Below are 14,269 nucleotides of genomic sequence, written 5' to 3' on the forward strand. Positions count from 1 at the left end.
GTGTGTGGTTGCGGGGGGGGAGGAGGAAAACCAACCCGGCCCGGGGGGGGTTGGGGGGTGGTGGGGGAAGAGGGGGCAGGGGTGGGGGGGGGGGGGGGGGGGGGGGGTGCCCCCCCCCCCCCCCCCCCCCCCCCCCGCCCCGCTTCTCTCCGCGCCCTCCGGCGCCTCACCAGTACACGACGACCTTGTCGCCGACCCTCACCTGCGCGAACAGCGCCGCGATCGCCGCCTCGTCCCGTACGTTGACGCAGCCGTGCGAGCCGCCCGCGTACCCCCGGGCGGCGAAGTCGTAGGAGTAGTGCACCGCCTGACCCCCGCTGAAGAACAGCGCGTACGGCATCGGGGAGTCGTAGAGCGTCGACACATGGTGCCGTGACTTCCAGTAGACGCGGAACACACCCTCACGGGTGGGGGAGTACTGCGAACCGAAGCGCACCGACATCGTCGACACGGTCCGCCCGTCGATCATCCAGCGCAGCGTCCGGCTGGTCTTGCTGATGCACAGCACCCGCCCGGTCAGACAGCGCGGATCGGGCGCGGCGGCCGGCTGACCGCCCATCAGGTACAGCTCCCACTTCCCCGGCCGGCGGGTCATCGCCCGCAGCCGCCGCCAGGTGACGGTGTCCACCTGCCCGGTCCGGGGCAGCCCGCGCTTGCCCTGGAAGCCGCTGACGGCCCGCTCGGTCAGATCGTCGTACGACCCGGTCGGCCCGTCGAAGAGCCAGCCGATCTGCCGCAGCCGGGCCTGCAGCTCACGCACCCCCGAGCCGCTGTCCCCGCGCGACCACAGGGCACGGCCCGCGGGCGCGGGTGCGGGCGTGCGCTCCCCCGTCCGCGAGGGGACGGGAGCCGACGCGCCGCCCGGCAGCTCGATGTGCACCGGCGAGCGGTGCTTGCCGTCGTCGCCCGGGGGCTGCACCGTGCAGCCGCAGAGCACCGCGAGAGCGGCGGCCAGCAAGGCCCCCCGGGCGCGTGCAGAGGTGGGTACGGCGGCAGATCTCCCCGGGATCCTCATGCCCGGGATGCTTCCCCGCGTGACCGCCGCCGAACTACGGGGCATGGTGAGGAGGGACGAAACGGACTGCGGAGGCATCGATGGCGCGTGAGTCGGAGTCGGGGCTGCCGATCGAGCCGGTCTACGGGCCGGCCGACCTGACCGGCTGGGACCCGGCCGGGAAACTGGGCGAGCCCGGCGCGTTCCCGTACACCCGGGGGGTGTACCCCAGCATGTACACCGGCCGCCCCTGGACCATGCGCCAATACGCCGGTTTCGGCACGGCCGCCGAGTCCAACGCCCGCTACCGGCAGCTGATCGCCCATGGCACCACCGGCCTGTCGGTCGCCTTCGACCTGCCCACCCAGATGGGCCACGACTCCGACGCGCCCCTCGCGCACGGCGAGGTCGGCAAGGTGGGCGTCGCGATCGACTCGGTCGACGACATGCGGGTGCTGTTCGACGGCATCCCGCTGGACCAGGTCTCCACCTCCATGACGATCAACGCCCCGGCGGCCCTGCTGCTCCTGCTCTACCAGCTCGTCGCGGAGGAACAGGGCGTCAGCGCCGACCGGCTGACCGGCACGATCCAGAACGACGTGCTGAAGGAGTACATCGCGCGCGGGACGTACATCTTCCCGCCGAAGCCGTCCCTGCGGCTGACCGCCGACATCTTCAAGTACTGCACCGCCGAGATCCCGAAGTGGAACACCATCTCGATCTCCGGCTACCACATGGCGGAGGCGGGCGCCTCACCCGCCCAGGAGATCGCCTTCACCCTCGCCGACGGCATCGAGTACGTCCGTACGGCGGTCGCGGCCGGCATGGACGTGGACGACTTCGCGCCCCGCCTGTCCTTCTTCTTCGTGGCCCGTACGACGCTGCTGGAGGAGGTGGCCAAGTTCCGCGCGGCGCGGCGGATCTGGGCGCGGGTGATGAAGGAGGAGTTCGGAGCGCGGAACCCCAAGTCGCTGATGCTGCGCTTCCACACCCAGACGGCCGGCGTCCAGCTGACGGCCCAGCAGCCGGAGGTGAACCTCGTCCGGGTGGCGGTCCAGGCCCTGGCCGCGGTGCTCGGCGGCACCCAGTCCCTGCACACCAACTCCTTCGACGAGGCGATCGCGCTGCCCACCGACAAGAGCGCGCGACTGGCGCTGCGTACCCAGCAGGTGCTGGCGCACGAGACGGACGTGACGGCGACGGTCGACCCCTTCGCGGGCAGTTACGCGGTGGAGCGGATGACGGACGACATCGAGGGGGCCGTGCTGGACCTGATGCGCAGGGTCGAGGACCTCGGCGGCGCAGTGGCCGCGATCGAGCGCGGCTTCCAGAAGCAGGAGATCGAACGCAACGCCTACCGCATCGCCCAGGAGACCGACTCCGCCGAGCGGGTCGTCGTCGGCGTCAACCGCTTCCAGCTGGACGAGGAGGAGCCGTACGAGCCGCTGCGGGTGGACCCGGCCATCGAGGCCCGGCAGGCCGAGCGCCTGTCCGCGCTGCGCGCCGGGCGCGACCGGGGCGCGGTGGACTCGGCCCTGGCCGCCCTGAAGAAGGCCGCCGAGGGCGAGGACAACGTCCTGTACCCGATGCGCGAGGCCCTGCGGTCCCGGGCGACGATCGGCGAGGTCTGCAACGCACTGCGGGAGGTGTGGGGCGCGTACGTACCGAGCGACACGTTCTGACGCGGTGGGGGATCACTCCCACCGGTGCTTCAGTTGCCTCTTCAGGCGTGGGCCGAGAGGTTTCTCCGCGAAGCGGCGGATCAGCCGGGCAGGCAGGCCGAGGCCCCGGTGCAGCACCCGGTCCACGAACCGGCCCAGGCGCTCGTGAACCAGCTGGAACGGGTACGTCAGCGCGCCGGCCGTGGCCGCCCGGGGCCAGTTCGCCCGGCCCGTCCAGCCCACCGCGACCGCCGCTCAGGACACGACAAGCGGGCGGGCGGCCCGGGTGCACGGGACACCTGCGCGAGCGGGGCTGAGCGGACACCCGCCGGACCGGTGCCCGCTCCTGAGCACCCCGTTCAGCGTCGTGCCGGCCTCCGCAGGGTCCGGGCCTTGCGGGCCACTCGGCGGAGCGTGGCGTTGCGGGGGATGAAGGCCAGTTGGGCCGGTACTCCGCCGGGGAGGGCCAGGGAGGTCAGGCGGCGGCGTTTGAAGTAGCGCAGCGTGCGCGCGTCCAGGTTCCTCGCCAGGTACCGCTCGGCATCCGCGCGCAGCCTCGGCAGGATCCTGGGCTGCATCGCGAAGCCCACCGTCCGCACCAGCGCGCCCAGCGCCTCGACGTCCATGCCCGTGCGCTGCCCGGTCACCGCCGCACGGTCGCCCAGCTCGGGCAGCAGCGCGTCCACGACGGTGACCGGGATCCGGTTGCTGTTCTCGTACGGCGTCAGCCGCTCCAGCAGCAACTCGGTGCCGGCCCGGGCGACCGGCAGCCCGTACAGCGCGGACGCCGTGAGCAGCGCGGTGGAGAAGCAGCCGACGACCAGCGCGGGACGCATCCGCTGGTACAGCACCTCCGCCAGCACCGGCGTGGAGAGCACGGTGAGGTCCACCCCGAGCTTCTCCGCCTCCTGCTCCAGGGTGCGGGTGAAGCGGGCCGGGGCGCTGGGGTGCGGCTTGAACACGACCTCGGTGTGCCCGAGGTCCACCGCGCCCCGCAACATCCGCACGTGCAGGTCCTCCTCCTGCTCGGCGGTGAGGATGTCCAGCGCGGACAGGTACTGGCCGAGCAGCAGCGCGGGTTCCTCGATCTCCGGCAGCCCCTCGCCCTCCGGAGCCAGTTCCGCCAGCACCTTGGTGAAGGCCGGCGTCGGCACGATCTCGCCCGGCACCCCGAACTCCGTGAGCAGCAGCGGCTCCAGACCCGGTACCAGGTCCAGGTGGAGCACCCGGTCCACGCGGGTGCCGACCAGCGGGTCGATCTTGTTGCGGGTGGGGCCGTAGCTCATCAGACCGTCGGCGTACACGGTGACCGGGGCGCCGGTGAAGATCTGCGCGAGCGCCAGCGACGGATTGACCTGTATCGACTCGACCGCCAACTCCACGTCGTCGGCGCCCAGTTGCCACTCGTGGCGGAGAAACCTCTCCCACAACGGCAGGTCGTCGACCCGGGGCGCCCAGCCGCCGGGGTGGAACGGGAAGATCGTCTCGTTGTACGAGATCACGTCGTCGAAGCGGTCGCGCAGCCGCTCGAAGCCGGGCATCCCGTCCGGGCCGGGCGTGGTCTCCGGCGTGACCGCGTTGTTGCAGACCAGCAGGATCCGCCGGTCGGCGGGGCGGAAACAGCCGGAGTCCAGGGCGGCGGCGAGCGTGGCCGTGCCGTACAGCGTCGACGCCTGGAAGATCTGGGTCGTCACGCGGCGGCCCCCGCGGGAGCGGGCCGGCGCCGCAGGCGGCGCAGCCGGGTGGCGCGCTGGAGGTCCATGGAGTCCAGCGCCTCGTCCAGGACGTCCTGCGGCATGCGCCGCAGCGCGGCGGCACTCACGGATTTCAGTTTCTTCGCCACCGCGGGCTCGAACCTTTCGATGGATCCCAGATGATGGGAAATGATGGCGCAATACGTGCGGACGGCCTTCGGAAGCAGCGCGGCGGCCTGCGGATCCCGGGCGGTTTCCGTGACCACCTGGTCGAAGGCGCGAATGAAATCGAGTTGCCGTACATCACCGATCTGCGTGAGCGACGAGGCGACCCCGCGCCGGTAGAACACCCCGAGCAGGCTCACCGCGGCGAACGATTCCGCCTCCCGGTGCAGCTTCCAGATCCACGGCCGGTCCTCGGCGGTGCGCAGCCCGTCGGTGAAGTGCAGCAGGCCCCTGTCCACCAGCCGCCGGTGGTAGACGCCCGCCCAGGCGTAGGCGTAGTCCACGGAGGTGGAGCGGTCGGCGGGCAGTATCGCCTCCCGCGGGTTCAGCACCACCCCGCGCCGGCCCACCGGCACCCGGTGCACGGCACGCGCCCGCGCGGTGCACTGCACATGGTCGGTGCGCAGGAAGTCGCAGCCCAGTTCCTCGATGGCGGCGACCAGCCGCGCGTAGTAACCCGGCGCGAGCCAGTCGTCGCCGTCCAGAAAGGTCAGGTACTGGCCGCGCGCGCGGTCGATACCGGTGTTGCGGGCGGTCGCCAGCCCGCCGTTCTGCTCGTGCCGGACCAGGACGGCACCGGGCAGCTCGCGCTCCGCGCGCGCGAGAATCTCCGGTGTCCCGTCCCGGGAACAGTCGTCGACGAGAATGAATTCGAAGTCCTCACGCGCGTTCGCGCCGAGGCTCCTCAGTGTGTCGGGCGCGTATTGCTGCACGTTGTAGAACGGCACGATGACGGAGAGCTTGACCACGCAGGGGACGTTAGGGCGAAGCCCGTCATTCGTCCTGACCGTCTGCTTGATGCTGGGTGAACGACGCGTGGCGAAGCTGTGAACCGGGCTTTTTCCCGGCCGTGTCGCGGCCCGATTCCCCATTCGGCGGTGTGCTGTTAACCGTTTGTTGCATTCGGGTTGGGCGGAACCTCGGAAAGCCTTCCTAGCGTCTGCGGCGTGCCAGCCAGTGCAACGAAGTCCCCGCGGGTCGCCGTCCTCGCGGATTCCGACACCCGGTGGAAGTGGGGCGCGCTCACCGCGCAGCGCGTCACCCCCGCCGATGCCGGAATCCGCCTCGACGGCTACCTCCTGCGGGGACGAGCCACCCCCACCGCCCGCCAGCTCCAGGAGGTCGGGGTCCACGCCGACTCCCTCCGCGAGGTCACCGCCGTCGAGTTCCTGCGCGCCATGCGCGAAGGCCCCGAAGACCAGTACGACGTGCTCGTCCTCGCCCTCGTCGGCGGCGGGGTGCAGGCGATGCTGCACGGGCTGCGCACCGCCTGGGCGTCCGGCAGGCGTCCCGTCGTCGTCACCGGTTACGTCGGTGTCGTCTACGAGAAGCTCGCCGACGGCCTGCTGCTGCGGCACGGCGCGGACCTCGTCCTTGCCAACTCCCGCCACGACGCGGACCGGTTCCGCGCCGTGTACGAGGGGGTCGGCGCCGACGCCTCCGCGGTGACCGAGGTCGCGCTGCCGTTCCTCGGCGGCACCCCCTACACCGGCGAACACGACCCGTTCACCGTGGTGTTCGCCGCCCAGCCCTCCGTGCCGGACAGCCGCAAGGACCGCACGTACCTGCTCGACCGGCTGATCGAGCACGCCCGTAGGCACCCCGAGCGCGAGGTGCTGCTCAAGCTGCGCTCCAAGCCCGGTGAACACACCACCCACCTCGAGGAGTTGCCGTACCAGAAGCTGGTCCAGGGCCGTGACCTGCCCGCCAACCTGCGCCTGGTCTACGGCCACATGGGCGAGGTGCTGGACCGCACCGACCTGCTGGTCACCGTCAGCTCCACCGCCGCCCTGGAGGCCCTGCACCGGCGTGTCCCCACGGCCGTCCTGACCGACCTCGGGGTGCGCGAGGTGCTCGGCAACCACCACTTCCTCGGCTCCGGATGCCTCGCCTCCTGGGACCAGCTCGACGCCGGGCACCGGCCGGTGCCGGACGAGGAGTGGGTGTCCCGGCAGGGCGTCGCGGCCGGGGGCGCTCCCACCGGGGAAGGCTCCTACGCCGCCGCCTTCGACACCGCCCGCGAGCGCATCACCAAACTGCTGGACCGCCCCGGCGGCCTGCCGCCCCTCAACCCCTACTACACACCCGAGACCGCGCCCGGCTACCTGCCCGGCATCCTCGCCCGCCATCACCTCGGCCCCGACGGCGCCCCGCTGCCCGGCGCGCCCGCCGCCGACAAGGCGCCCGGACCCGTCCGCCAGATCGTGCGCCGGGCCGCGCGCGGCGCCTACCGGCACGGGGTCCAGCGGGTCGCCCCGGTGATCCGGCGGATGGGTGAGCTGTGACCTCATCGCAAGGAGTAGATGCCATGTCCCACTCGGAAGCGGGCCGAGGCGCGAGGGTGCGCCGGGTGCTCGCGGTGATCCCCGCGCGGGGCGGCTCCAAGGGGGTGCCCGCGAAGAACCTCGCGCCCGTCGGCGGCGTCCCGCTGGTGGCGCGCGCGGTGCGCGAGTGCCGGGCGACCCGGCTGGTGACCGACGTGGTCGTCTCCACCGACGACCAGGCCATCGCCGCCGCCGCCCGCCAGGCCGGCGCCGAGGTCGTCCTGCGCCCGGCCGCCATCGCCGGCGACACGGCCACCTCGGAGGCGGCCGTCCTGCACGCGATGGACGCCCACGAGGCCCTGCACGGCGCCCCGGTCGACGTGGTGCTGCTGGTGCAGTGCACCAGCCCCTTCATCGTCCGCGAGGACGTCGACGGTGTCGCGTCGGCGGTGATCGACGGCGGAGCGGACACCGCGCTGACCGTCGCGCCGTTCCACGGTTTCGTCTGGCGGGAGGAGTCCGACGAACTCGTCGCGCACGGCGAGCCGTTGGTCACCGGCGCGCCGGCCGGGCCCGACACGGCCGCGGGCGGCCGGACCGTTCCCGCGCCGGCCCCCGGAGGCGGAGGCCGTGGCGTCAACCACGACAAGTCCTCCCGCCCGCGCCGTCAGGACCGCCCGCAGGACTTCCTGGAGACCGGCGCCGCCTACGCGATGGACGCCGCCGGCTTCCGCACGCACCGGCACCGCTTCTTCGGCCGTACCGAGCTGGTCCGCACCGATCCGGCCCGGGTGCTGGAGATCGACGACCCGCACGACCTGGCCCGCGCCCGGGCCCTCGCCCCGCTGTTCGACGCGGACCGCCCCGGCTCGCTGCCCGCCTACGACGACATCGACGCCGTGGTCCTCGACTTCGACGGCACCCAGACCGACGACCGGGTGCTGATCGACTCCGACGGACGGGAGTTCGTCTCCGTGCACCGCGGCGACGGACTCGGCATCGCCGCCCTGCGCCGGAGCGGCCTGAAGATGCTCATCCTGTCCACGGAACAGAACCCGGTGGTCGCCGCCCGCGCCCGGAAGCTCAGGCTCCCCGTGCTGCACGGCATCGACCGCAAGGACCTAGCCCTCAAACAGTGGTGCGAGGAACAGGGCATCGCGCCGGAGCGCGTGCTCTACGTCGGCAACGACGTCAACGACCTCCCCTGCTTCGCCCTCGTCGGCTGGCCCGTGGCGGTCGCGAGCGCCCACGACGTCGTACGCGGCGCCGCACGCGCGGTCACCACCGTCCCCGGGGGTGACGGCGCGATCCGGGAGATCGCCAGCTGGATCCTCGGCCCCTCTCTCGATTCCCTCCCCAAGTAAGGACATCTCAGCCATGAGCACCAACTCCCGCATCCGTACCTTCGGTTCGCGCGAGGCCGGCCCCGGCCGCCCGGTCTACATCTGCGGCGAGATCGGCATCAACCACAACGGTGAGCTGGAGAACGCCTTCAAGCTGATCGACGTGGCCGCCGAGGCCGGCTGCGACGCCGTGAAGTTCCAGAAGCGCACCCCCGAGATCTGCACCCCCCGCGACCAGTGGGACATCGAGCGTGACACCCCCTGGGGCCGGATGACCTACATCGACTACCGCCACCGCGTGGAGTTCGGCGAGGACGAGTACCGCCAGATCGACGCGTACTGCAGGACCAAGGGCATCGACTGGTTCGCCTCCCCGTGGGACACCGAGGCCGTCGCCTTCCTGGAGAAGTTCGACGTGCCTGCCCACAAGGTGGCCTCCGCCTCCCTCACGGACGACGAACTCCTGCGCGCCCTGCGCACCACCGGCCGCACGGTCATCCTGTCCACCGGCATGTCGACCCCGCGCCAGATCCGCCACGCCGTCGAGGTCCTCGGCTCCGACAACATCCTGCTCTGCCACGCCACGTCCACCTACCCGGCGAAGGCCGAGGAGCTGAACCTCCGCGTGATCAACACGCTGGAGAAGGAGTACCCGAACGTCCCGATCGGCTACTCCGGCCACGAGACCGGCCTGCAGACCACGCTCGCCGCGGTCGCCCTCGGCGCCACCTTCGTCGAGCGCCACATCACCCTGGACCGCGCGATGTGGGGTTCCGACCAGGCCGCCTCCGTCGAACCGCAGGGCCTGCAGCGCCTGGTCCGCGACATCCGCACCATCGAGGCGTCCCTCGGTGACGGCGTCAAGCGGGTCTACGACTCCGAGCTCGGCCCGATGAAGAAGCTGCGCCGTGTCTCCGGCGTCATCGCCGAGGCGGAGATCGCGGCGGCGGCGGGCGAGCCGGTCGCCGTCTGAGCCCGGCTCTCCTGATTCCCTGACGACGGGACGGTCGTACGCCGATGAGCCCCCGCGCCGGTCACGCCGGCCACCGCGCCCACACCCTCGCCTTCGTGGAGAGCCCGGTACAGCTGCTGAACGTACTGGAGTGGGCCCACCTGCACGGCCTGCGCGGCGCGCCGGAACCGGCGTGGCGGCCGGTTGTGCCCGCGCAGGTACGGCGAGCGGCGGGGGGTGCCCCGGCGGGCGCGGGGGCAGTGCCCGAGTCGGAGTCAGGACCGGCGTCGGCGTCGGGACCGGTGCCGGGACCCGCCTCGGCGGCGGCGCCGGCCGGGTCGGAGCTCACCGTCGTCGTGCTCTCGCCGACCGATCCCATGACCCGGGGCCAGCTGCGCCGCATGGCGGACCTGGCCCGGGACGAGGGGTACCGGGTGCGCTGGGAGGAGGCCCGGGGCGGCACCACGGCCCCCTTCCACACCATCGGCGGGCTGGCGGGTTCGCTGCGCCGCGCCGACCGGATCGTCATGGGGGACCCCTTCTCCCGCTACGTCCAGCTCCTGCTGACGATCACCCGCGCGCGTGACCTGGTCGTCGTGGACGACGGCACGGCGACGATGGAGTTCGTCGCCCAACTGGCCCGCGGGGAGCGGCTGGTCCGCTGGCACCGCAAGGGCGGCCGCCCCGGCCCCCGCGACCTGCTCTTCGCGCCGGTCTCCTCCTCGGCCCGCCGCCGGCTCACCCCGAGCGACCGGCGCAGGGTGGAGGTCTTCTCCTCCATGCCGGTCACCGAGACGCCGGCCGGTGTCACGGTCACCGCGAACGACTTCGCCTGGACCCGGGCCCGCTTCGGACCGCCGCGCATCACCAAGAGCGCCGACATGGTCGGCACGTCCCTGGTGGAGACGGGGGTGGTGGACGGCGAGCGGTACCTTGAGGCGGTGCGCAACCTGGCCAAGACGCACGGCGCCACGCGCTACTTCGCCCACCGTCGCGAGAGCGCCGACAAACTGCACCGCCTGGCGGCCGAGACGGGACTGGAGATAGTCCGTCCCGACCTGCCCCTGGAACTGATCGCCCGCCGGGGTCCCATCGGCCGCACCATCCTCAGCTTCCCCTCCACGGTCGTCCACACGCTCCCCCTGGCCCTCACCGGCACGGGCGTCCGCGTGGCGGTCTGCGACATCGACCCCGCCTGGCTGACGGAGCACGCCTCACCCCGGGCCCAGGGGTTCCTCTCGGGAGTGACGGGGACGGCACGGGACGTGCACCGGCTGGCGGCGGTGGCCGTGGCGGTGGTCTAGCTCCACGTGACGTTCGCGGACCGGTCGCCCAGCGCCGGGACCGGCCGCTGCGTCACCCTCGACATCACCGTCCGGCGCGACGCGGTACCGGCGAGCGGCGGCTCGCGGCCTCCTGCGTCGCACCTCCCCCGCCCGGACGCGACGGGACCGGGCTCAGCGGCTCGGGCCGGGCTTGCGGGCCAGGAGGAAGGTCCGGGGGCGCTGCTCCTCTCCGTCGGGCTCGCGGGTCACCGTCGCCGTGAGGGTCAGGCCGGCCTCGGTGAGGAGCGTCGCCACCTGATCGGCGGTACGCCAGTAGTAGTGCAGGTCGATCTCGTGGTCGAAGCGCTCCGTGAGGTGGAGGTGGCCGGATTCCGGGCCCGACTGGAAGGCGAGGAGGACCGGGGCGCCCGGGGTGAGGGTGCGGTGGAACTCGGCGAAGGCCGTCGGGAGGTGGCTGTCGGGCACGTGGATCGTCGAGTAGAGGGCGAGGATGCCGCCCAGTGTGGCGTCCGGGAGGTCCAGCGACGTCATCGAGCCGACATGGAAGCGGAGCCGGGGGTGGGCCTCGCGGGCCAGGGTCACCATGGTGGGGGAGACGTCGACACCGAAGACCGGGACGCCCAGGTCGTGCAGGCGGGCGGCGACGTGTCCGGGGCCGCTGCCGAGGTCGGCCACGGGGGCCGGGCCGTTCGCGGTCACCAGTTCGGCGAAGGCCGTGATCAGCACGCGGTCCAGAGAGTGGGACAGGCCGTCCGGGAAGCGGGACGCGTAGTCCTTCGCGATCGCGTCGTAGGAGGAGCTGGTGGTCTGCAGGAAGTCCGCGCTCGAGTCGCTCACGACGGCGGAGCCTACCGGCGGCGGGCGGGTCCGCTGCGTGGACTGGGCGCGCGCGATCACGGTGAGGCATGGTATGCGTGGAGGTGGAAACAAGGGTTTTACCCAGCACAGTCCACCGCCATGCGTCCGCCGGTCAGATTTTCTTCCCCTAACGGGTTGAACTTTTGTTGATCGAGGGGTGATCGACCAGCCGGGCGTCCTACCCTTCAGAGGGTGAAACAGTTGATGTCCCTAGAGTCCGAGGCCGGCCTCCCGGGGGATGTGCTCCCCGGCGTGCTGAGCGAGTCCCTGCACGCCGAACTCGTCGCCTTCCGGCGCGACTTGCACATGCATCCCGAGCTGGGCAACCAGGAGTTCCGTACGACCGCCGCGATCAAGGAGCGGCTCGAGAAGGCCGGGCTGCGCCCCCGCGTGCTGGCCTCCGGAACGGGACTCGTGTGTGACATCGGGCTGCGGGAGGGCGAGCGGTCGGCCGTGCCGGTGCTGGCCCTGCGCGCCGACATCGACGCCCTGCCGATTCCGGACACGAAGGCCGACTGCTCGTACCGGTCGACGGTGCCCGATCGGGCGCATGCGTGCGGCCACGATGTGCATACGACCGTCGTGCTCGGCACCGGGCTCGTGCTCGCCGATCTGCAGGCCAAGGGGCTGCTGCCCCGGCCGGTGCGGCTGATCTTCCAGCCCGCCGAGGAGGTGCTGCCCGGCGGCGCCCTCGACGCCATCGAGGACGGGGTGCTGACCGGGGTCGGACGGATCCTCGCCGTGCACTGCGACCCCCGGGTGGACGCCGGGAGGATCGGGCTGCGCCACGGGCCGATCACCAGTGCCTGCGACCGGCTGGAGATCGCCCTCGACGGGCCCGGCGGCCACACCGCCCGGCCGCATCTGACCACCGACCTGGTCACCGCCGCCGCCCGCGTCGCCGTCGACGTGCCCGCGCTGATCGCCCGCCGGGTCGACACCCGCGCCGGGCTCGCGCTGACCTGGGGCCGGATCGAGTCCGGCCACGCGCCGAACGTGGTCCCGCAGCACGCCGAGCTGTCCGGGACGGTGCGCTGCCTGGACCTGGAGGCCTGGCGGGAGGCGCCCGACATCGTGCACGCGGCGATCGACGAGGTCGCCACGCTCCACCGGGCCAAGTCCGAGATCAACTACGTGCGCGGGGTGCCGCCGGTCGTCAACGACCGGGAGTCCACCGAGCTGCTGCGCCGGGCCATGGCCGCCCGCCGCGGCCGGGACTCCGTGGAGAGCACCGAGCAGAGCCTGGGCGGCGAGGACTTCTCCTGGTACCTGGAGCACGTGCCCGGCGCCATGGCCCGCCTCGGCGTGCGCAGGCCCGGCGAGCGGACCGTGCGCGACCTGCACCAGGGCGACTTCGACGCGGACGAGCACGCGATCACGGTGGGTGTGGAGATGTTCACCGCCGCCGCCTTCCTGGAGCCCAACGGCGTGCAGAGGTGAGGTGCGGCCCCCTGTCGGGGGGCCGTTTCCCGTCCCGGGGCAGCTCCCCGCGTGCGGCGCAACACGCTCGCAAGCCAATCGTGCACGGTCCGCAACACAGCCGTGAGAGGGCTCAGACCGTGAGTTCAGACGGTGTTTGCCTCGAATCGATAACGGCTTCGAGAGGGGTGTTTTTCTGACATCTACGCGCGTTACGATGCCGCGAAGCCGACGCCGCCGGGGCGTCTCGGCCCGAGCACCGGCATGGTGCTCACATCAAGCGCCGGAAATGGCGCTCAGGTCAGGTGAAGGAGCCTTCCCGTGCGCCGGGTAGCCAAGCTTTCCGCTGCGTGCATCGCCACCGCAGCTCTCGCCGTGACTGCCACAGCCTGTGGCAGCACCTCCTCCGACAACAACAGCTCGTCGTCGTCCTCGGGCGGCGGCAAGGGCGTCAAGATCGGCCTCGCCTACGACGTCGGCGGCCGTGGTGACCGCTCCTTCAACGACTCCGCCGCGCGCGGTGCCGACCAGGCCAAGAAGGAGTTCGGCGGCTCCATCAAGGAGCTGACCGCCAAGACCTCCGACACCGAGGCCGACCGCGAGCAGCGGCTGTCGGACCTGGCCGACGCCGGTTACAACCCGATCGTCGCCGTCGGTTTCTCCTACGCCTCCGCCGTGACCAAGATCGCCGCGAAGTACCCGAAGACCAACTTCGGCCTCGTCGACTCGGTCGTGAACGCCAAGAACGTCGACAGCATCACGTTCACCGAGGAGCAGGGCTCCTACCTGGCCGGTGTCGCCGCCGCGCTGAAGACCAAGAAGGACCACGTCGGCTTCATCGGCGGTGTCGACGTCCCGCTGATCAAGAAGTTCGAGGCGGGTTACGTCCAGGGTGTCCACGACACCAACCCGAAGATCAAGGTCGCCACCCAGTACCTGAGCCACGGCTCCGACTTCTCCGGCTTCGCCAGCCCCGACAAGGGCAAGGAAGCCGCGCAGGGCATGCTCGACAACGGCGCGGACGTGATCTACTCGGCGGCCGGCTCGTCCGGCAACGGCGCGATCGAGGCCATCAACGGCGTCAAGGGCGCGTGGGCGATCGGCGTGGACTCCGACCAGTACAACATCCCGGGTCTGGCCAAGTACAAGAGCTCGATCCTGACCTCGATGGTCAAGAACGTCGACGTCGGCGTCTACGACTTCATCAAGTCCGTCCACGACGGCAAGCCGCTGGCCGGCACCAACACCTACTCGCTCGCCAAGAACGGTGTGTCGTTGGCCACGAGTGGTGGCTTCATCGACGACATCCAGTCCAAGCTGGACGCGGCGAAGAAGAAGATTGTGGACGGTCAGATCAAGGTCAAGACCACTCCGTGACCCATCACGGGCCTGATGGATCCTGATCGATCCTGACGGACCCGCTGGTTTCGCCGGACCTGGGCTCGGCGCGGGGGCGCCGTTCGGTACCCCCTCGCCGAGCCATAACAATGTGTCAACTCTACGCGTGTAGCGCGGAGTTGCCGCGCTAGCGTCGCCGACGCCTGCCCTCCCCTACGCAGCCCCTTTCCCCGAG

Annotated in this window: 12 protein-coding genes; 7 read left to right on the forward strand and 5 right to left on the reverse strand. The window is 71.7% G+C overall.

Annotated features, from left to right (window positions below):
- Window positions 1-166 precede the first annotated feature (166 nt).
- A complete protein-coding gene (locus ACZ404_RS22245; protein ID WP_468442441.1) occupies window positions 167-1,015 on the reverse strand; it encodes a L,D-transpeptidase family protein in 849 nt (282 codons plus the stop codon).
- A gap of 80 nt (window positions 1,016-1,095) precedes the next feature.
- Here ACZ404_RS22245 and ACZ404_RS22250 point away from each other — a divergent pair, with 80 nt between their 5' ends.
- Window positions 1,096-2,676 (forward strand): acyl-CoA mutase large subunit family protein, encoded by a 1,581-nt coding sequence (locus tag ACZ404_RS22250; protein ID WP_468442443.1) that lies wholly within the window; start codon window positions 1,096-1,098, stop codon window positions 2,674-2,676.
- Between the two features lie 12 nt (window positions 2,677-2,688).
- Here ACZ404_RS22250 and ACZ404_RS22255 read toward each other — a convergent pair whose 3' ends face one another.
- The 3 genes from ACZ404_RS22255 to ACZ404_RS22265 all read right to left on the reverse strand — a co-directional run bounded on the left by ACZ404_RS22255 (window position 2,689) and on the right by ACZ404_RS22265 (window position 5,323).
- Window positions 2,689-2,898: a hypothetical protein gene (locus ACZ404_RS22255; protein WP_468442445.1), complete on the reverse strand. Its 210-nt coding sequence runs from the start codon at window positions 2,896-2,898 to the stop codon at window positions 2,689-2,691.
- Between the two features lie 116 nt (window positions 2,899-3,014).
- Complete coding sequence (locus tag ACZ404_RS22260) at window positions 3,015-4,349, reverse strand: alpha-2,8-polysialyltransferase family protein (protein ID WP_468442447.1); 1,335 nt, start codon at window positions 4,347-4,349, stop codon at window positions 3,015-3,017.
- Entirely contained in the window at window positions 4,346-5,323 is a 978-nt protein-coding gene (locus ACZ404_RS22265) for a glycosyltransferase family 2 protein (protein ID WP_468442449.1), read from the reverse strand. Before ACZ404_RS22265 ends, ACZ404_RS22260 begins: the two co-directional genes overlap by 4 nt.
- A 198-nt stretch (window positions 5,324-5,521) precedes the next feature.
- Between ACZ404_RS22265 and ACZ404_RS22270 the strand changes: the two genes are divergently transcribed.
- Genes ACZ404_RS22270 through ACZ404_RS22285 form a run of 4 tightly spaced genes read left to right on the forward strand, consistent with a single transcriptional unit; the run spans window position 5,522 to window position 10,437 of the window.
- A complete protein-coding gene (locus ACZ404_RS22270; RefSeq protein WP_468442451.1) occupies window positions 5,522-6,859 on the forward strand; it encodes a DUF6716 putative glycosyltransferase in 1,338 nt (445 codons plus the stop codon).
- Window positions 6,860-6,882: 23 nt separating this feature from the next.
- Entirely contained in the window at window positions 6,883-8,202 is a 1,320-nt protein-coding gene (locus tag ACZ404_RS22275; protein WP_468442453.1) for a cytidylyltransferase domain-containing protein, read from the forward strand.
- A 13-nt stretch (window positions 8,203-8,215) separates the two neighbouring features.
- Complete coding sequence (locus ACZ404_RS22280) at window positions 8,216-9,154, forward strand: N-acetylneuraminate synthase family protein (protein WP_468442455.1); 939 nt, start codon at window positions 8,216-8,218, stop codon at window positions 9,152-9,154.
- Between the two features lie 44 nt (window positions 9,155-9,198).
- Window positions 9,199-10,437, forward strand: a complete 1,239-nt coding sequence (locus tag ACZ404_RS22285; protein WP_468442457.1) for a hypothetical protein — start codon at window positions 9,199-9,201, stop codon at window positions 10,435-10,437.
- Window positions 10,438-10,590: 153 nt separating this feature from the next.
- Here the strand turns inward: ACZ404_RS22285 and ACZ404_RS22290 are convergent, their stop codons facing one another.
- Window positions 10,591-11,256 carry a class I SAM-dependent DNA methyltransferase gene (locus tag ACZ404_RS22290; RefSeq protein ID WP_468442459.1) on the reverse strand — a complete coding sequence of 222 codons (666 nt, stop codon included), beginning with the start codon at window positions 11,254-11,256 and terminating at the stop codon, window positions 10,591-10,593.
- A gap of 225 nt (window positions 11,257-11,481) precedes the next feature.
- On the opposite strand from ACZ404_RS22290, the gene ACZ404_RS22295 reads away from it, so the two are divergent.
- Window positions 11,482-12,717 carry an amidohydrolase gene (locus ACZ404_RS22295; protein WP_468442649.1) on the forward strand — a complete coding sequence of 412 codons (1,236 nt, stop codon included), beginning with the start codon at window positions 11,482-11,484 and terminating at the stop codon, window positions 12,715-12,717.
- Window positions 12,718-13,017: 300 nt separating this feature from the next.
- Window positions 13,018-14,073, forward strand: coding sequence for a BMP family lipoprotein (locus ACZ404_RS22300; protein ID WP_468442461.1), 1,056 nt, complete (start codon window positions 13,018-13,020; stop codon window positions 14,071-14,073).
- The last annotated feature ends 196 nt before the right edge of the window (window positions 14,074-14,269 follow it).

It is taken from the genome of Streptomyces sp. NPDC030798, assembly GCF_055572275.1.